17 protein-coding genes are annotated in these 16424 nt (G+C 63.1%); 6 read left to right on the top strand and 11 right to left on the bottom strand.

What is annotated here, in order from left to right; translation table 11 throughout:
* The first annotated feature begins 24 nt into the window (after positions 1–24).
* Positions 25–1803: a type I secretion system permease/ATPase gene (locus QQL28_RS12160; RefSeq protein ID WP_284265225.1), complete on the top strand. Its 1779-nt coding sequence runs from the start codon at positions 25–27 to the stop codon at positions 1801–1803.
* A complete protein-coding gene (locus QQL28_RS12155) occupies positions 1800–3221 on the top strand; it encodes an HlyD family type I secretion periplasmic adaptor subunit (protein ID WP_284265223.1) in 1422 nt (473 codons plus the stop codon). The genes QQL28_RS12160 and QQL28_RS12155 overlap by 4 nt, the downstream gene beginning before the upstream one ends.
* Before the next feature lie 19 nt (positions 3222–3240).
* On the opposite strand, the gene QQL28_RS12150 is transcribed toward QQL28_RS12155, so the two are convergent.
* Both QQL28_RS12150 and QQL28_RS12145 read right to left on the bottom strand, forming a co-directional pair.
* A complete protein-coding gene (locus tag QQL28_RS12150; protein WP_284265221.1) occupies positions 3241–4020 on the bottom strand; it encodes a helix-turn-helix transcriptional regulator in 780 nt (259 codons plus the stop codon).
* A 262-nt stretch (positions 4021–4282) separates the two neighbouring features.
* Positions 4283–4867: a hypothetical protein gene (locus tag QQL28_RS12145; protein WP_284265219.1), complete on the bottom strand. Its 585-nt coding sequence runs from the start codon at positions 4865–4867 to the stop codon at positions 4283–4285.
* 280 nt (positions 4868–5147) lie between these two features.
* Here QQL28_RS12145 and QQL28_RS12140 point away from each other — a divergent pair, with 280 nt between their 5' ends.
* Entirely contained in the window at positions 5148–5438 is a 291-nt protein-coding gene (locus tag QQL28_RS12140; protein WP_284265217.1) for a hypothetical protein, read from the top strand.
* Between the two features lie 106 nt (positions 5439–5544).
* Here QQL28_RS12140 and QQL28_RS12135 read toward each other — a convergent pair whose 3' ends face one another.
* The 9 genes from QQL28_RS12135 to QQL28_RS12095 all read right to left on the bottom strand — a co-directional run bounded on the left by QQL28_RS12135 (position 5545) and on the right by QQL28_RS12095 (position 14416).
* Positions 5545–7416 carry a bifunctional sugar phosphate isomerase/epimerase/4-hydroxyphenylpyruvate dioxygenase family protein gene (locus QQL28_RS12135; protein ID WP_284265214.1) on the bottom strand — a complete coding sequence of 624 codons (1872 nt, stop codon included), beginning with the start codon at positions 7414–7416 and terminating at the stop codon, positions 5545–5547.
* Positions 7413–8150 (bottom strand): ABC transporter ATP-binding protein, encoded by a 738-nt coding sequence (locus QQL28_RS12130; protein ID WP_284265212.1) that lies wholly within the window; start codon positions 8148–8150, stop codon positions 7413–7415. The genes QQL28_RS12135 and QQL28_RS12130 overlap by 4 nt, the downstream gene beginning before the upstream one ends.
* A gap of 10 nt (positions 8151–8160) precedes the next feature.
* A complete protein-coding gene (locus QQL28_RS12125) occupies positions 8161–8904 on the bottom strand; it encodes an ABC transporter ATP-binding protein (protein WP_284265210.1) in 744 nt (247 codons plus the stop codon).
* Complete coding sequence (locus tag QQL28_RS12120; RefSeq protein WP_284265208.1) at positions 8901–9899, bottom strand: branched-chain amino acid ABC transporter permease; 999 nt, start codon at positions 9897–9899, stop codon at positions 8901–8903. The genes QQL28_RS12125 and QQL28_RS12120 overlap by 4 nt, the downstream gene beginning before the upstream one ends.
* Positions 9896–10771 (bottom strand): branched-chain amino acid ABC transporter permease, encoded by an 876-nt coding sequence (locus tag QQL28_RS12115; protein ID WP_284265206.1) that lies wholly within the window; start codon positions 10769–10771, stop codon positions 9896–9898. Before QQL28_RS12115 ends, QQL28_RS12120 begins: the two co-directional genes overlap by 4 nt.
* A 102-nt stretch (positions 10772–10873) precedes the next feature.
* Positions 10874–12001: an ABC transporter substrate-binding protein gene (locus QQL28_RS12110; RefSeq protein WP_284265205.1), complete on the bottom strand. Its 1128-nt coding sequence runs from the start codon at positions 11999–12001 to the stop codon at positions 10874–10876.
* A gap of 57 nt (positions 12002–12058) precedes the next feature.
* Positions 12059–12946 carry a shikimate dehydrogenase gene (locus tag QQL28_RS12105; RefSeq protein ID WP_284265203.1) on the bottom strand — a complete coding sequence of 296 codons (888 nt, stop codon included), beginning with the start codon at positions 12944–12946 and terminating at the stop codon, positions 12059–12061.
* A 131-nt stretch (positions 12947–13077) separates the two neighbouring features.
* Positions 13078–14016 (bottom strand): LysR family transcriptional regulator, encoded by a 939-nt coding sequence (locus tag QQL28_RS12100; protein ID WP_284265201.1) that lies wholly within the window; start codon positions 14014–14016, stop codon positions 13078–13080.
* A 223-nt stretch (positions 14017–14239) separates the two neighbouring features.
* Positions 14240–14416, bottom strand: coding sequence for a hypothetical protein (locus tag QQL28_RS12095; RefSeq protein WP_284265199.1), 177 nt, complete (start codon positions 14414–14416; stop codon positions 14240–14242).
* 171 nt (positions 14417–14587) lie between these two features.
* Between QQL28_RS12095 and QQL28_RS12090 the strand changes: the two genes are divergently transcribed.
* The 3 genes from QQL28_RS12090 (at position 14588) to QQL28_RS12080 (ending at position 16285) form a co-directional block, all read left to right on the top strand.
* Entirely contained in the window at positions 14588–15316 is a 729-nt protein-coding gene (locus QQL28_RS12090; RefSeq protein WP_284265197.1) for a helix-turn-helix transcriptional regulator, read from the top strand.
* Positions 15317–15396: 80 nt separating this feature from the next.
* Positions 15397–16056, top strand: a complete 660-nt coding sequence (locus QQL28_RS12085) for an acyl-homoserine-lactone synthase (protein ID WP_284265195.1) — start codon at positions 15397–15399, stop codon at positions 16054–16056.
* 10 nt (positions 16057–16066) lie between these two features.
* A complete protein-coding gene (locus tag QQL28_RS12080) occupies positions 16067–16285 on the top strand; it encodes a hypothetical protein (RefSeq protein WP_284265193.1) in 219 nt (72 codons plus the stop codon).
* Positions 16286–16424 lie beyond the last annotated feature (139 nt).

Below are 16424 nucleotides of genomic sequence, written 5' to 3'. Positions count from 1 at the left end.
CCCAATCTCCGGCGGTGACGAAAAATGCTGATGGCGCCTTTGCGAACATCGATCCTGCCGCCGGCCCGGACTCCGTTGGAGGCGGCGCTTTGGGCCTGCGCGGGCCCGTTCGGCCTCGTGTTCGCATACAGTTGCAGCTACAATTTGCTTCTGTTTGCGCCTTCGATCTACCTTCTTCAGATCTATGATCGGGTCCTGTCGAGCCGGAGCGGTGACACGCTTCTGATGCTTACCCTCATCGTCGCGCTCACGGTCGTCGTCGGCGGAGTGCTCGATGCATTGCGCCGCGCCTTGCTGGGGCGCCTTGGCGCATGGCTCGAAGACCGACTTCGTCCTTCCGTGCTTGCGGCCTGTCTCGAATCTGCCTTTCGTGGCGATGGGACGCAGTCGCCGGAGGCATATCGGGATCTGACCGCTCTGCGCCAGTTCGTCGAATCCGGCGCATGTCCATTGTTGTTTGATGCGCTCTGGACGCCTTCCTTTCTATGTGTCCTCTTTCTCGTTCACCCCTTGCTTGGCGCGGTGGGGGCGTGCAGCGTGGTCCTGCTGTTTGGCGTCACGATTGCGGGCGACCTGGTCACGGAAGATGCGACAGCGAAATCCGGCGCCGCGTTGTCCAGGAGTTACGGCCGCCTCGCGGCAGCGGTCGGCAATATTCACCTGATCCGCGCCATGGGGATGCTCGACGGCACGGCGCGCCTGATCCACCACGACGCACAGGACGCGCGCAGAGAGAGCGATCTGGCGCTCTCGCGGTACGAGATCGTCATGCTCGCCGCCAAGCCGCTGCGTGCGCTGTCACAGGTCCTGATGATGGGGGCGGCCGCCTGGCTTGTCCTCGATTACGGCAAGAGCCCGGCCATCATCTTTGTGGCGACGCTGATGTCTGGCCGGGCCATCGCACCGGTGGAGAGCGCGATTGCCAGCTGGAAATCACTTGCGATGGCAGTGAAAGCCTATCGGCGGCTCGCCGCCGTGCTCACCGTGCTGCCGCCCGCGCGAGCGAATGCAAAAGTCGCGTCCCAACGGCCGCTGAGCGGCCTCGTCGTCGATAACGTCGGCCTGAAGCTGCCGGGCTCCAACAATTTCCTGCTGAAGGGCGTCTCGTTCAGCCTCGCGCCCGGAGAATGCCTTGGCATCATCGGTCCCTCCGGCTCCGGCAAGTCACTGCTCGGTCAGGTCATCGCCGGGCTCACCGCCCCGACACACGGTCGCGTCTTGCTCGACAATACCGACGCATCGCTGGGACGAAGCGGGTATCGTCTCGGATACCTCCCGCAGGACATCAACCTCCTCGGCGAAACGATCAACGACATCATTGCGCGACTTGATGATGCCGATCCGCAGAAAGTCGTCGAGGCCGCCAGGCTGGTTGGCATCCACGATGCGATCATGCGGATGCCGCAGGCTTATGCCACCTTGGTTCCCAATGGGGGTTTGGTCTTTTCGCGCGGCTATCGGCAGCGCCTTGGCCTTGCCCGCGCCTTCTTCGGCAATCCGCGGCTCGTCGTTCTCGACGAGCCGAATGCCAGCCTCGACTACGCAGGGGAGCGGGTCCTTCTGGACGCCATCGAGCAGATGAAGATGGCCAACGCCACGGTGATCGTCGTCACCCATCGAATGGGCATTCTCGCGGCCACCGACAAGATCGCCATCATGGAAGGCGGCGCGGTGATCGCGTTCGGCGAAAGCGAGGAAATATTTGAACGGCATCTGAGCCGGCCCCAGGTGGCATCGCAAGTTGAACCACCCGGCAACGCGTCCGCAACCGCCAACATTCCGGCACAGCCGGTTCGCCCATGATCCCAAGGCAGCAAAGGCGTGTGCCCCGAAGCGCCCCACCGGTCGGGCGACGGTTTGGAATCGTGATTACCGCAATCGACGATTTCGAGCCGCTCGAGTTTCCATGGTGCTCGGTCCCAACCCCGATCTCGCCACGCGTGAGGCTCCGCGGCGTTACGCTCGCAGGCAATCTGCTCGTGCTCTGTTTCATGCTGGGCCTCGGCACGTGGTCCGGCCTCGCACCCCTGGAGAGCGCGGCGATCGCCTCCGGCGTCGTCGAATCGGAGTCGAGCCGCAAGACGATCCAGCATCTGGAAGGCGGCATCGTCGGGAAAATCCTGGTTTCTGACGGTGACGTCGTGCGCGGTGGCCAGACATTGATCGCGCTGGATGACACAAAGGCGCGTGCCGAGGTGCAAAGCCTTCAAGGCCAGATGTGGGACGCGATGGCGCGTGAAACTCGGCTGGATGCAGAGCAGCGGGGATATGAGAAGCTCTCGTTTTCGAGCGATCTCGAGCGCGAAGCGGACGCGAATGTAGCCGCCGCCACCATTCTATCGGCCCAGCAGACGATCTTCATGTCGCGGCGGAAGGTCTATCAGTCGCAGGTTGCGGTTGTCAGGGAAAGGAGGGGGCAGGTCGAGAAGGAGATCGAGGGCCTCAAGGCCCAGGAGGGCGCAGTCGCGCAGCGCATCGATATTGCCCGAGAGGAACTGGACATGGTTGCCACCCTCGTCAACAAGGGTCTAGAGCGGCGGCCGCGTCTTCTGAACCTCCAACGAGAACTGGCTGACATCGAAGGGCGCCGCGGCGAGATCGCCGCGCAGATTTCACGTGCCGGGCAAGTGATCAACGAATCGCAGGCCAACTTGTTCAAGCTCGAGAGCGACAGGCAAAACGAGATCGCACAGGCATTGCGAGAGGCACAGAACCAGATATTTCAGCTGCGGGAGAGGCTGCTCTCGGCCAGGGATCAGCTATCGCGAACGGAGGTCAAGGCGCCTGAGGATGGCGTGGTGACTGACCTGCGGATTCACACGCCGGGTGGCGTGATCGGAGCGGGGGCGCCACTGATGGATCTGGTGCCGCGGCAAGATCGCCTGATCGTCACTGCGCGGCTGCGGCCCGAGGACATCGATGTGGTTCATCCCGGGCTGAATGCCGAGGTGCATCTCGTGCCGTACAATCAGCGTCGCGTCCCGCGGCTGAAGGGCATCGTGACGCAGGTGTCTGCCGACCGGCTCCTCGACAAGCGCACCGACCAGCCGTACTACGCGACGAAAATTCGCATCGACGACGCACAGATCGCCGCAAACGATATCCAGATTATCCCGGGAATGCCGGTTCAGGTGTTCATCACGACAGGGCGCGGCACAGTGGCGCTCTACGCGCTGCGGCCTTTGCTCGACAGTTTCCACGGCGCGTTCCGCGAGGATTGAGAGTTCGCTCGGGCGCGACCTACGCCTCGGGAATTGAAGCACCGTTTGTGCCGTTGTCGCGACCGTTTCCCGACAATCGGCCGCTCCAGCGGAGAACTGCTTCAGTGCGATTGCGTGCGGCGCATTTTCGCATGATGTGCTGAATATGCATTTTGACGGTGTTTTCGGAGAGGTTCAGCTTGGCGGCGATCAGCTTGTTGGGCAGACCAAGCTCCAATTCCGTCAGCACCTGCTGCTCGCGTGGCGTGAAATCGCTCGTATTCCTGTCGGGCACGTTCCTGTCGCCATTGGCGGAATATGCAGACGCAAGTGCGCGGGGATATGGCTGTTCGAACCCCGGCGTCTTGCTCAACTCGATGATCGGCAGAGGCCTGTAGACTCCACCGGCCAGAACAAGGCGCAGACCAGCAACAGCGACCTCGATGGGAAGCGAGGTCGGGAAGAAGCCACGCACCCCCCGCTGCATCGCTGCCAGCGCGGTGGCCTCGTCATCACGATTGGAGATGAGTGCGATGGAGGCGTTGGGGCAGTACTCTGCGACCAGCGCTAGGTCGTCTTCGACGGCGGGATCATCGATCGTCTTATCGCCGATGCTCAGCGCCACCAGACGAACATCCCGTGCGGACACGTCGTCCAGGCTTCGGGTAGTCGCCATGTCGACGATCTCGATCGACGCCAATTCCTGCCTGAGAATGCTCAGAATGGAGGTTCGCGTAAGCGTGAGCGGCTCGATGAGCGCCAGGACAGGCGATTGCAGGGATTCGTTGAGCCGCTCGGCGGAATAAACCTGATCGTGCATAATGTCCTCGAATGCAAAGAATTCTGGAAGCCAACCTCACCAATTCCGTGACCGCATCGCACATCGGGGAAACCGATGCTACGACTCGATCTTATGGTCTTGCCCGCGCACCCCGACTTGGGCCGGGCCGCTGGTTTCAGTTCAGCTGCTTGGAAATTCTTTCCACGCAATTCAATCGTTCAGTCGCGCGATTGATGTCGCGAGCACACTCTGGTCTTCGATTGAGCGCACGCGCCTGCGACTTTTCGTCCTGCTTTCACCCCTAGTTGCAGATATTGCGATATGCGATCGCTGACGCCGAATTTGTCGGTCCGTCGACGACGTAGGCATCATCGTCCTTGACGAGATAGAGAAAGGACATTTCTCTCGCCTCTCCGCCCGACGCGTCTCTCCCTTTGACGCGGCCGCAAATCGTATCCACGGGGCGCCCGAACGTGTTCTTCCTGGTTGCCCGCTTCATCTCGCCGAATTCGGCGGAGTTCGGATCCCCCAACTTTGCGGCAACTGAAATCCTTGCTTTATTCGACACGGGATCCGAAACCTCCGTGGCCGAGCTGGACGGCGAGACGTTGATCCGCGTCGTCGGTGGTGCCGCTTTCGCGAGATGGACGATGCTGCGCTTCTTCTCCGATAGTTTCTTGTCCGGCCCGGGCGGGGTCGCAGGGCGTACTCTTGCAATCAGAGGATCTGGGCCGAGTGCCGCCGGCTTCGTCGGGGCCGGGTGAGCCACTGCCATTCTGTCGAAACAGGGTTGCGAACCGCAGCCCAGGAAGTAACTCTGGGAGGGGGCAAAGAAGCCAAAGCCGATCAAGATTCCGGCCACCACGCCAATGAAAAGCAGTCCCATCCGATTCGCCTCCTTGGGGGCGGGGCTCGGCTTGCACTATGACTAAGACGTACTTTCGCGCTGGTGACCCATTAGTTGCGCAAAAGCATTAAGCGCTCATTAAGCGTTTTGTCGATTACAGGTTGCACATCATATCTTGCAAAACTCCAAGATTGATTTGGGCGTTCTTTGGTTAATTTGGTGCAGCGCTATCTCGCGCCGGTCCGATTTCAGACTCAAATCCGCCGGCGACTCAGTGAAGTTGTCGGATCCGGCGGGGGCATGTCCTTGAGGGGTTGCCATGAGTAGCGAATATTCGTCGTGCAATGAGAAACAGGAAGTCATTTCAACCTTGGACGATGTCATGTCCAGTGATGCGCTCAAGCTCCTGTCGCCACAGCTTCTGGAAGAGTTCGATGACGATGAGTCGCCGTCAGATGAAGTTCTGCGGCTCCTTGAGGAGAATGCACGGCTTCGCGCGCTCGCAGTCGAGCTCTCGAGATTGCTTGGAAACCTGTCCGGTCGAGAGTGGGATGCTGCGCTGGCGCCTCTGGACCCCGCCACCCGCGATCGCCGAAAGGCAGGTGGCTAAAGCGCGATGAGATTGGAATGAATCGTCATCGCGCTTTAGGTGATTGTTTGAGCATCGAGCTGGCTATCGTCGTCGTCGGATGTAGCGTCAACGGCGCTGCATCCGATCAGATTCGCGGCATGCTCGCGGGGCGCACCTCGCGCGCTTGCGCGCCGAGGCGGATGGCGGCATTCGCTGCGCCAAAGCCCTGATAGTCGCGACGCTCGACGATCTCGAAGAAGAAGCGCTCGTCGAAGATGTGCGTATAGACCTGGAAGAACTCGCCGTCGCCCTCGCGATCGTAGAGAATCTGGTTCTCGCGAAGCTGCGCCATCACCTCGGGCGCGAGATCGTATTTGGCTTCGATGTCGTCGTAGTAATTGTCGGGGATTTCCAGAAACTCCGCGCCGCGCTCACGCATGGCGGCCACCGTCGCAAAGATATCCCGGCAGGAGAAGGCGACATGCTGCACGCCTGAGCCAAAGAATTCCGAGATGAAGCGCGCCGGCAGCGTACGGTTGGCCGAGGAGCCGTTGAGCACGAAGCGCAGGCTCTGGTCGCCATTGATGATCGCCTGGCTCTGCACGAGGCCGCGGGGGTCCGCAATCTCCATCTGTGGCAGGCGGGTCAGGTCGAGGATGCCGGTATAGAACAACAGCCACGACAGCATCTCGTCATAGGGCATCGACTGCGCGATGTGGTCGACCGCGAGAAGCTGATCGGCGCCGGCATTGCTCGCGACCTCTTCGAAATCGGTGTCCCAGTTCTTGCCGGCCTGGTCGAGGAAATACAGCAGGCTGCCGCCGACGCCGTGGATCGCGGGGATCTCCAGCTCACCCGGGCCGACGGGTTGATAGAAGGTGCGCGCCTTCAGGGCTTCCGCGCGCGCCATGGCGCGGCTGGAATCGTCGACGTCGAGCGCGATGGCGCAGACGCCCGGACCGTGCGTGACATAGTGCGAATGCGCAAAGCCGTCGGTCTCGCAATTGATCACGAGCTCGACCTTACCCTGCGACCAGCGCTCCACCGCCTTGCTGCGATGCTTGCCGGTCTTGCGGAAGCCGAGCTGCGACAACAGGCCGGCAAGCTCGCTCGCCTTGGTCTCGTTGACCGCGAATTCGACGAAGCCCGTGCCACTGGTCTTCGCGTTCGGTGCGAGTTGCTTGTCGGCGAGCTTCGGCCATTTTGCCGCGAGCTGGTCCTGCAACAGGATCAGCGAGCGCAGGCCGTCGGTCGCCGTCTGCGCAGCGGAGCCGGCGCGGAACTGGTCGTTGAAGATTTCGAGCGACAGCGGTCCGGCATAGCCGGTCGCCGCGATCGCCTGCATGAATTCGCCGACCGGCAGGTCGCCCTGGCCGGGGAAGGAGCGGAAGTGCCGGCTCCAGGAGAGGATGTCGAGCTCGAGCTTCGGCGCGTCGGCAAGCTGCACCAGAAAGATCTTGTCGCCGGGGATCGAGGCCATCGCGCGCGTCGGAAAGCCCGGCGCCAGCGCGTGAAAGCTGTCGAGGATGACGCCGATTGCGGGATGGTCGGCGCGGCGCACGATCTCCCAGGCATCGCGGTAGTCGTTGACGTGGCGTCCCCAGGCTAGCGCCTCGTAACCGACGCGCAAAGAGCGCTTGGCTGCGCGATCGCCGAGCTCGCGGAAATCGTCCGCGGCACGGTCGATGCCGCCGAGCGAAGCCGGCGAGACGTTGCTGCATATCAGAAGGAGGTTGGTGCCGAGCTCCTGCATCAAATCGAACTTGCGCTCGGCGCGGGCAAAGTTGCGCGCGCGCTGCGGCTCGGGCATGCCCTCGAAATCGCGGAACGGCTGGAATGCGCAGATCTCGAGATTGAGATCCTTGCAGAGGCGCGCCACCTCGCGCGGGCTCGCGCCGAACGACAACAGGTCGTTCTCGAAAATCTCGACGGCATCGAAGCCGGCCGATGCGATGGCGCGGAGCTTTTCGTCCAGCGCGCCTGAGAGGGAGACCGTTGCGATGGAGCGCTTGTTCATGCCGCACTTTCCTCCATGGCGCCGCCCAGGAACAATTGCCCGATGCGGGGATCGTTCAAAATCCGCTCGGCCTTGTCGAACATGCGGGTCTGGCCGAGCTCGAGCACGATGCCGAAATTAGAAATCTCCAGCGCCGAGCGCGCGTTCTGCTCGATCATCAAGATCGTCACGCCGCGGTCGCGCAGGGATTTGAGGATGTCGAAAGTCTGCTGCACCATCAGCGGCGACAGACCGATCGATGGCTCGTCGATCAGCACGAGCTTTGGCTCGAGCAGCAGCGAGCGCGCGATCTCGAGCTGCTTCTGCTCGCCGCCCGACAGCGTCGAGGCCTGCTGCGCCGACTTGCGCCGCAGCGCCGGGAACAGGTCGAGCGCGGCCTCGATACGCCTCTGCAGATCGTTGCCCTTCTCCGCTGCGACGCCGCCGAGCTCGATATTGTGGCGTACCGACAGCTCGGGGAAGATGTTGCGGCCCTGCGGGACATAGCAGATACCGGCATTGAGCAGCGCGCGCTGGCTCAAATTCGTGACGTCGCGGTCGGCAAAGCTGATCTTGCCCTCGCGCAGCTTCAAGAGACCAAAGATTGCCTTGAACACGGTCGACTTGCCGGCGCCGTTGGGACCGATGATGGTGGTGATGGTGGCCTGCGGCACGGCGAAACTCGTGCCGTTCAGGATGGTCATCTTGCCGTAGCCGCCGACGAGATTGTGAACCGAGAGAATGGTGTCGCTCACCGCAGGCTCCTCAATGTCCGAGATAGGCTTCGATCACGGCGGGGTTCTTGCGGACCTCGTCCGGCCGCCCCATCGCCAGCACCTTGCCTTCCGCCATCACCATCACGCGCGAGCACAACGACATCACGAATTCCATGTTGTGCTCGATCACCACGAAAGTCGCGTTCTTCTCGCGGTTGATCGCGATCAGGCGTTCCTTGAGGTCCGCGAGCATCGTCGGGTTCACGCCGCCGGCGGGCTCGTCGAGCAGCACCAGCCGCGGTCCGCCCATGAAGGCCATCGCGGCGTCGAGCAGCTTCTGCTGGCCGTAGGACAGGCCGCCGGCGGGCTCGGCAGCGAGATGGTCGAGCTTGAAGAAGCCGATCATCTGGTTGGCGGCCTCGGTCAGCCCGGCGTCGGAGCGGCCGACGAGGCGCGAAGCCATGTTGCCCTGGTGCTCCTGCCCGGCAAGGATCAGGTTCTCGCGCACCGAGAGCTTTGGAAACACTTGCAAGAGCTGGAAGGTGCGGCTGACCCCGAGCTTGTTGAGCTCGGAGGGGCGGAGGCCCGTGACGGTCCTGCCGTCGAGCTTGACCTCGCCGCCGCTCGGCGTGAGCTGGCCGAGGATGCAGTTGAACAGGGTCGACTTGCCGCAGCCGTTCGGCCCGATCAGGCCGAGGATCTCGCCCTCGCGGACGTCGAAGCTGACGTCGTCGACCGCGTTGATGCCGCCAAAGTTCTTCTTGATGTCCGTGACTTCGAGCACCGCACTCATTGCGCGGTCTCCAGGCGAGATTTTGCGACGGCACGCAGCGCGGACGCAGCCTTGGTGCGCCGCGCGGCCATATAGCGATCGAGGATCCCCAGGATTCCCGTCGGCGACCAGATCAGCAGCAACATCACCGCGATCGCGTAGAGCATCAGATAGTAGCCCTCGGTGAAGCGAAGCCATTCCGGCAGCAGCACCGCGATCATCGCGCCGAGGAAGGGACCGAGGTAGAAGCCGGCGCCGCCGACGATCACCATCATCAACAGATCCAGCGAGAGCGACAGGTTGAACGGCACCGGATCGATATATTGCGTCAGCGGCGCATAGAGCGCGCCGGCGACGCCGCCGAGCGCCGAGCCGATCGCGAACGCCATCAGCGTATAGCGGCGGGTATCGACGCCGAGCGACTGCGCGCGCAGCGGATTCTCGCGCAGCGCGATGAAGGCACGCCCCCAGGGCGAGCGGATCAGCCACCACACCGCGAGCGATACGATCGCAAGCGAGCCGAGGCAGACATAGTAGAACGGCAGCGGCTTGTTGGTGGCGATGCCGAAAATATGGGGCCGCGGAATATTGGAGATGCCGTAGATGCCCCCCGTGAGCCAACTCTCGTTGCGGAACACCAGGAAAGCGAGGGTGGAGAAGGCGAGCGTGACGAAGGCGAGGTAGTGGTGCTGCACGCGCAGCGCCGGATAACCGAGCACCCAGCCGACCGCGAAGCTAAGCACGATGGCGACTGCGATCGCGGCGGGCAGCGGCCAGCCATGGGTCGTCATGATCGCGGCCGCATAGGCGCCGATGCCAACGAAGGCGCCCTGTGCCAGCGACACCTGGCCGGCATAGCCGAGCGTGAGGTTGAGCCCCATCGCGGCGATGGTCATCACGGCCCACTGGCTCAGGATGAACAGGCCATAGCGGTTGAAGTTCATGGGCACGACGATCAGCGCGGCGATGACGGCGAGGCCAAGCGCGATCTTTAGGGGTTTGGCAAATCCGGTCATACCGTGCGCTCCTCGGCGCGGCCGAGCAGGCCCTGGGGACGGAACAGGATGACGATGATCAGGACGAGCAGCGGCACTGCGGCGCGATATTGCGTCGAGACGTAGGAGGCCGCGAGATTGTCGAGCACGCCGATCAGGAGGCCGCCGGCAATCGCGCCGCGCACCTGGTTGAAGCCACCGACGATCGCGGCGATGAAGGCGGCCTGGCCCAGCACCTCGCCGGAGGAGAATTTTGCCAGATAGATCGGTGTGATCAGTAGCGAAGCCAGCGCGACCAGGAAGGCGTTGATCAGGAAGGTCAGCAGGATCATCCGCTCGACCGGCACGCCGATGATGCGCGCAACCGTCGGGTTCTGCGCCGCCGCCTGCATCTGGTGGCCGAGCGAAGTGCGGTTCAGGAGCGTGGTCAGTCCGACGACGGCGAGAATGGCGACGACGAGCACGCCGATGCTTTGCAGCGAGATGGCATGGCCGAGAACCGAAATGTCGCCGGTCGGCACGATCGAGGGAAAGGGCGAGGCTTCGGCGCTGAAGAACTGCTTCACGGCCTCCTTGATGCCGATCGCCAGCGCCATGGTGGCGATCGCGAGCGGCAGCACGCCGTGGCGCATCATCGGATCGACCAGCAGCATCTTGAAGGCGAGGCCGAGCAGGATCATCGACAAGAGGATGCCGAGGATGATGGCGAGCCAGAACGGTGCCCCCACATGCATCACCGCCAGCATCAGGAACGCCGGCAGCATCACGAACTCGCCTTGTGCGAAATTGATGGTCTGCGAGGTCTGCCAGAGCAGCGTGAAGCCGACCGCCACCAACGCGTAGATCGCGCCTGTGGCAAGTCCCGCGACCAGAAGGTCGAACAGATTGGACATTTTCCCCTCTCCCCGCTCAGCCCCCTTCTCCCTCTCCCCGTTCTTACGGGGAGAGGGAGAAGAGCGCTCGCCTCTCCCCGCAGGCGGGGAGAGGCGAAGACCTCACTTCACCTTCGGCAGCACCTGCTTTACGACCTGCTTACCTTCCACGACCTCGACCAGAAAGCTCTGGCGATCGATGTCGCCGGTCTCGCTGAAGGTGACGTCCATCAAAATGCCCGGCTCGTCAGCGGCCTTGATGGTCAGCCCGTGCAGCGTGTCGGCGAACGCCTTCGGGTCGACCTTGCCCATCTTCTCGGTGGTGGCCTTCACCATGTAGACGGCGAGATAGCCTTTCAGGCCGTTATGGTCGGGCACGTAGTTGTACTTCTTGGAGAACCGATCGCGGAAACCCTTGATCAGGTCGACCGGCGCGTCGGTGGTGAGGCCGACATGGCCGCGTGCACCGTTGGCGGCATCACCGGCAAGCTCGATCACCTTCTGGCCGATTAGCGTGGTCTCGCCCATCAGCGGCGCGGTGACGCCCTGGCGCTTCAGCTCTTTAAGGATGCGCGCGCTCTCTTCCTCGTTGAGGTAGACGAACACAGCGTCCGGATTGGCGGCCTTGATCTTGCCGACGTCGGCGGCGAAGTCGGCTTGTCCCGCTTCGGTCGAGAGATCGGCGACAACCTTGGAGCCGAGGCGGTCGAGCTCCTTGACGACGACGTCGCGTCCGCCGCGGCCGAAATCATTGTTGACCCAGACCACCGCGACCGTTTTCGCCTTCATGTCGTCGTGGATGTACTTGGCGACCTTCGGCATCGAGGATTGCTGGCCGAAGGAGGTGCGGAACAAGAACTTGTTGCCTCCTTGCGTCAGCTCGGCGGCTTCGCCGCCCATGATCTGCGCGATGCCGGCTTCGGCGGCGAGCGGCGCGGTGACCTTCACCGAGCCGGAATAGCCGGGCCCGAGCAGCACGTAGGGCTCGGCGTCGAGCGCCTTCTGCACCTGCGCGCGGGCCACGCCCGGATTGGACTGCGAGTCGGCATGGGTGACCTCGAGCTTGCGGCCGAGCACGCCGCCCTTGGCGTTGATCTCCTCGATCGCGAGATCGATGCCGTTCTTCCAGTTGGTGCCGACGGTGGCGCCGCCGCCCGACAGCTCGGCGACGTCGGCCAGCTTGATCGGCTGCGCGAACGCGCTCGTTGCCATGGCAACTGCAAGCAGTGTGCCCAGTAGTGTCGATTTCATCTCACTCCTCCCGTTTCTCTTCAGTTTTGCAAGCGGCCTTGTTTCCGGCCGCTTTGGTCAGGCTGCCTGATAGGCGGCGCTACGCGCCGCCATCACGGCGTCAAAAGCCTCTCCCATGATCTCGGTCGACGGGGCAAGGCCGGTGAACAGTTCGAACGCGTCCGCGGCCTGGTAGATCGCAAGCTCGCGGCCGGTCATGATCCGCGCGCCCTTGGCCTGCGCGGCCGCGAGCAGCGGGGTGATCAGCGGTGAATAGACGGCGTCGGCGACCCAGAGGTTTGCACGCAGCAGCGCTGGCGGCGCCGGCGTGTCCCGGTTCGGCAGCATGCCGACCGGCGTGCCGTTGATCAGGCCGGTTGCGCCCTCGAGCGCATCCTCGACGCTCGAAGCGACCCTTGCGCCAACCTTGGTACCGTTCGTGTTCAGGAGCGAGGCGAGTTTCTCGGCCCGCGCCGGCTCGCTGTCGACGATGCGGATGTCGGAGACCTTCTGGCTCGCCAGTGCAAAGGCGATCGCCTTGCCGACGCCGCCGGCGCCGATCACGGCGACCGCGTTGTCCGCGGGCGCCAGCAGCGGCGCCACCGCGCGGGCAAATCCCGTGGTGTCGGTGTTGTGGCCGATCAGCCGGCCATCCCGGACGACGACGGTATTGACCGCGCCCATGGCGGCTGCGCCAGGCGCAAGCTCGTCGAGCAGCGGCACCACCGCTTCCTTGTAGGGATAGGTGACGTTGACGCCGGCAAAGCCGAGCCGCCGCACCCCCTCGAGCATCATGCTGAGGCCGGCAGAATCCGCGCCGGCGACCTCGATGAGCTGGTAGTGGCCGCGCAGCCCCAGCGCCTCGGCGGCGCGCTCGTGCATGGAAGGCGAGGCTGAATGCGCGATCGGCGCGCCGATCAGGCCGGTGAGGAGTTTCTGAGATGCGGCAGGTCGGCGCGTTGACATGATCCGGATTGGTCTTGGTGTGTGTGTTTCGCCACGCGGTGTTGCGCGGAAAAAGGCAAAGCTCAAGCCCGACGATAGCTGGTCCCTTGCCTAACACAATTACCCATTTATCCTACAAACCTAACATAAAGTTATTTCTTGCGTCCGCGTGCCGCGACGCCCTTCGCCCCGTTGCGCGAGGGCTCGACCGCACGCATCTCGGCGCGGAGCTGCTCGATGAAATATTCGACGTGGAGCGAGAGCGGCGCGCCGCGCTTGACCGCGATGTAGGTGTCGAACCGCGTCGGCTCGGTGATCTTCAAGAGCTCGATGCCGGGATAGCCGCCATGGGCGACCGTGAACTGGTCGATGATCGCGATCCCGAGGCCCGCCTTCACCAGCGCGCACACCGTGGTGCCGAAGCGGGCGCGGATGGTGATGTTGTAGTCGAGCCGGTGACGGGCAAAGATCTCGGCCATGATCCGCCCGTAAGGATCGTTCGGATCGATGCCGATCAGCGGATAGCGCGTGATCTCGGCCGCCGAGACCTGCTTGCGGCCGGCGAGCTCGTGGCCCGGCGGCACGATGCAATAGAGCTCGCCGGAGGCGAGCGGCATGAAGTCGAGGCCGGAATGTTCGAGGCGGTAGCTCATCGCGACGCACTCGCCGCGGCCGAGCAGGAGATAGTCGATCGCTTCCTCGAGCTTGAGGATGTTGATGTCGATGCCGAGATCCGGATAGCGGCGCCGCACGCGCTCGATCGCGCGTGGCACCATCACCTGCGAGATGCTCGGCACCGAGCCGATGCGCAGCTCCGACAATCCGCCGCGGCCGATCTTGGAGATGATCTCGGAGAGATCGTCGACCTTCTTGTAGACGCCGTTGATCTGCTCAAAAATGTTCTCGGCCTCGGGCGTCGGGAAGTAGCGTCCGTTCTGGCGCTGGAAGAAGCGGATACCGAGCGAGCGTTCGGTGTATTTGACGAGACGGCTGATGCCGGGCGCCGAGACGTTCAACAGCTTCGCCGCGCCGCCAATGGTCCCCGTCACCATCACGGCACGGATCACTTCAACCTGGCGCAGCGTCATCATGCTCTAGGACAATCCCCGATGGACGACCGTGAGTGACGATCATCTCACGACAGGCGTCATGTCATCCAGCCGCAAATGCCTGTCAACGTGAATAGGGCGGGAGGGGAGGAGGGGACTTCGAAACTCGCGGTCAGATTGTTTCGACTAAAATCAGTGCGTTCGAATTGAAAGCGGGCGCAGATTGCGCGAGCGGTTGCATCCGCGCGGTTGCTGCAACTGCGCTCTAGCGCAGCGGCCCTTCCGGCGAAACGCTGTCGGGCAGCCCGGCGCGTTCGCCTTCCAGCACCTCGCGCGCGAACTCGATGATCTTCTGTTTGTTCGCGGTCTCGCGCACAGCGAAGAACACGCGGTTGAGTTCCAGGCCGAGCACGCTGTTGAGGGCGATGTTCTCGTTTTCCATCGTAGCTTTCCCGCTCCAGACGATGCAGGTGTATCTTGACCCCCCTTCTTCCACAAGTAGATTAAATCTTCAGAGCTGAGCGTTCCGTGAAACTACGGAGGCGGCGCATTGAGGCAACGCCCGAGTCAGGCTACAAAGCAATCTACGAAGCCAGGGGGCAGGAACGAACCGATGTCCGCCGTGGACTATGGCCGCGAAGCACTCGACTTCATCGAAGGCCTGGAAGCCTACAGCAAGGTTCCGGATGCGATGGACGCGCTTGAAGCGGCATTTGGCCGCTTCGGCTTCGAGCACATCATCGTCACTGGATTGCCGAATCCGGAGCAGCACTTCGAGCAGATGGTGCTTGCGAAGCGCTGGCCGGCGGAATGGTTCAGGATGTACACCGAGAGGAACTACGTCCGCTTCGATCCGGTGATCCGGATGTGCCGGCAGTCGGTGAATCCCTTCGAATGGTCGGAAGCGCCTTACGATGCCGAGCGCGAGCCCGGTGCGGTGGAGGTGATGAACCGCGCCACCGATTTCCGCATGTCGCGCGGCTTCGTCGTGCCGATCCACGGGCTGACCGGTTATGAGGCCGGCGTTTCGCTCGGCGGCGTTCATCTCGATCTCAACGCGCGAAGCAAGCCGGCGCTGCACCTGATGGCGATGTACGGTTTCGACCGCATCCGCCGCCTGCTCGATCCGCGTCCGACGCCGCCGGCGCTGCTAACGCCGCGCGAGCGCGAGGTGATCGCCTGGGCCTCGCAAGGCAAGTCCGCCTGGGAGATCGGCGAGATCCTGCACATCACGCAGCGGACCGCGGAAGAGCATCTTGCAACCGCTGCGCGCAAGCTCGGTGCCGTCAACCGTACGCATGCAGTTGCGATCGCCATCAGGCACAAAATCATCAATCCATAAGCTCTCACTGGGAAATTTCCCAATATCGAATCCGCCTCGTTTCAACGAGGCTGCCCCCGTTTTGAGGAACGGGGGTTTTCATGATCCACGCAATTTCATCCGCGAACCGCCATCTGTATGAGGACGTCGTCGAACAACACTTCCGCTTGCGGCACGAGATCTTCGTCGACGAGCGCAAGTGGGAGGCGCTGCGCAAGCCCGATGGCCGCGAGATCGACGTCTACGACGACGAGGACGCGATCTACATGCTCGCGCTGGAGAGCCGCCGCGTGATCGGCGGCTACCGGCTGTATCCGACCACCAAGCCGACGATGATGAGCGAGATCTTTCCGCATCTCGCTGCGGTGCGCGGCTGCCCGACCGACCCGCTGATCTGGGAGTGGTCTCGCTTCTTCGTTGCGCGTGACCGCCGCGACGGAACCGTCAATCTCCAATTGATGGCCTCAGCGCAGGAGTTCTGTCTCGACCAGGGCATCGAGCGTCTCTGCCTGGTCATGGAGACCTGGTGGCTGCCGCGCTTCCAGGACATCGGATTCGTCGTCACGCCTCTGGGATTGCCCGCGCTGGTCGACGATTCCTGGACCATGGCTGCCACGATCGACGTTTGCCGGCAGTCGCTCGATATCGTGCGCGAGCGGATCGGCATGGCGACGGTCGTGCGCCAGGACGGTCCGCGCCTCGATGCCATCGCCCGTGCCAACACCTGCGGCCTTGCTGCCGCGCAACGAAAGACCGCCTGAGATGTCGAACATGATGCGAGACAGCCAATTCCTTGCGAAGCTCAAGATGAAGAAGAACGAAGAGAATCTCGGCTACATGTCCGACATGGCGCTCGAACTGGCGCAGATGGCGGATGATTGCGGCCACGCCACGCTCGCCTATCTGTTCCGGATGGCGGCGCTGGAAGCTTCTACCGCCGACACCGCCGGCACCGGCCACGATTTCCCTCACCAGGTGACGTCGCACTGAGTGCGGCGGGACGTTGCTCCATCTCTCCCTCTCCCCGCTCTTACGGGGAGAGGGTTGGGTGTGTGAGTGCGTGAGACGATCGCCGGCGAGCACCGGCAACAACCTCCCCGTTCAACATCGGCCCGGCACCTCGTCTGAA

The sequence above is a fragment of the Bradyrhizobium iriomotense genome (genome assembly GCF_030160715.1).
In the GTDB taxonomy this organism is placed as follows: domain Bacteria; phylum Pseudomonadota; class Alphaproteobacteria; order Rhizobiales; family Xanthobacteraceae; genus Bradyrhizobium; species Bradyrhizobium iriomotense.
Note: the sequence above shows the minus strand (reverse complement) of the source record. Positions and strands in the feature narration are given on the sequence as shown.

Coding starts and splice junctions, on each gene's coding strand:
- QQL28_RS12160 (WP_284265225.1), top strand. CDS start 25: ATGCTGATGGCGCCTTTGCGAACATCGATCCTGCCGCCGGCCCGGACT.
- QQL28_RS12155 (WP_284265223.1), top strand. CDS start 1,800: ATGATCCCAAGGCAGCAAAGGCGTGTGCCCCGAAGCGCCCCACCGGTC.
- QQL28_RS12150 (WP_284265221.1), bottom strand. CDS start 4,020: ATGCACGATCAGGTTTATTCCGCCGAGCGGCTCAACGAATCCCTGCAA.
- QQL28_RS12145 (WP_284265219.1), bottom strand. CDS start 4,867: ATGGGACTGCTTTTCATTGGCGTGGTGGCCGGAATCTTGATCGGCTTT.
- QQL28_RS12140 (WP_284265217.1), top strand. CDS start 5,148: ATGAGTAGCGAATATTCGTCGTGCAATGAGAAACAGGAAGTCATTTCA.
- QQL28_RS12135 (WP_284265214.1), bottom strand. CDS start 7,416: ATGAACAAGCGCTCCATCGCAACGGTCTCCCTCTCAGGCGCGCTGGAC.
- QQL28_RS12125 (WP_284265210.1), bottom strand. CDS start 8,904: ATGAGTGCGGTGCTCGAAGTCACGGACATCAAGAAGAACTTTGGCGGC.
- QQL28_RS12120 (WP_284265208.1), bottom strand. CDS start 9,899: ATGACCGGATTTGCCAAACCCCTAAAGATCGCGCTTGGCCTCGCCGTC.
- QQL28_RS12115 (WP_284265206.1), bottom strand. CDS start 10,771: ATGTCCAATCTGTTCGACCTTCTGGTCGCGGGACTTGCCACAGGCGCG.
- QQL28_RS12110 (WP_284265205.1), bottom strand. CDS start 12,001: ATGAAATCGACACTACTGGGCACACTGCTTGCAGTTGCCATGGCAACG.
- QQL28_RS12105 (WP_284265203.1), bottom strand. CDS start 12,946: ATGTCAACGCGCCGACCTGCCGCATCTCAGAAACTCCTCACCGGCCTG.
- QQL28_RS12100 (WP_284265201.1), bottom strand. CDS start 14,016: ATGATGACGCTGCGCCAGGTTGAAGTGATCCGTGCCGTGATGGTGACG.
- QQL28_RS12095 (WP_284265199.1), bottom strand. CDS start 14,416: ATGGAAAACGAGAACATCGCCCTCAACAGCGTGCTCGGCCTGGAACTC.
- QQL28_RS12090 (WP_284265197.1), top strand. CDS start 14,588: ATGTCCGCCGTGGACTATGGCCGCGAAGCACTCGACTTCATCGAAGGC.
- QQL28_RS12085 (WP_284265195.1), top strand. CDS start 15,397: ATGATCCACGCAATTTCATCCGCGAACCGCCATCTGTATGAGGACGTC.
- QQL28_RS12080 (WP_284265193.1), top strand. CDS start 16,067: ATGATGCGAGACAGCCAATTCCTTGCGAAGCTCAAGATGAAGAAGAAC.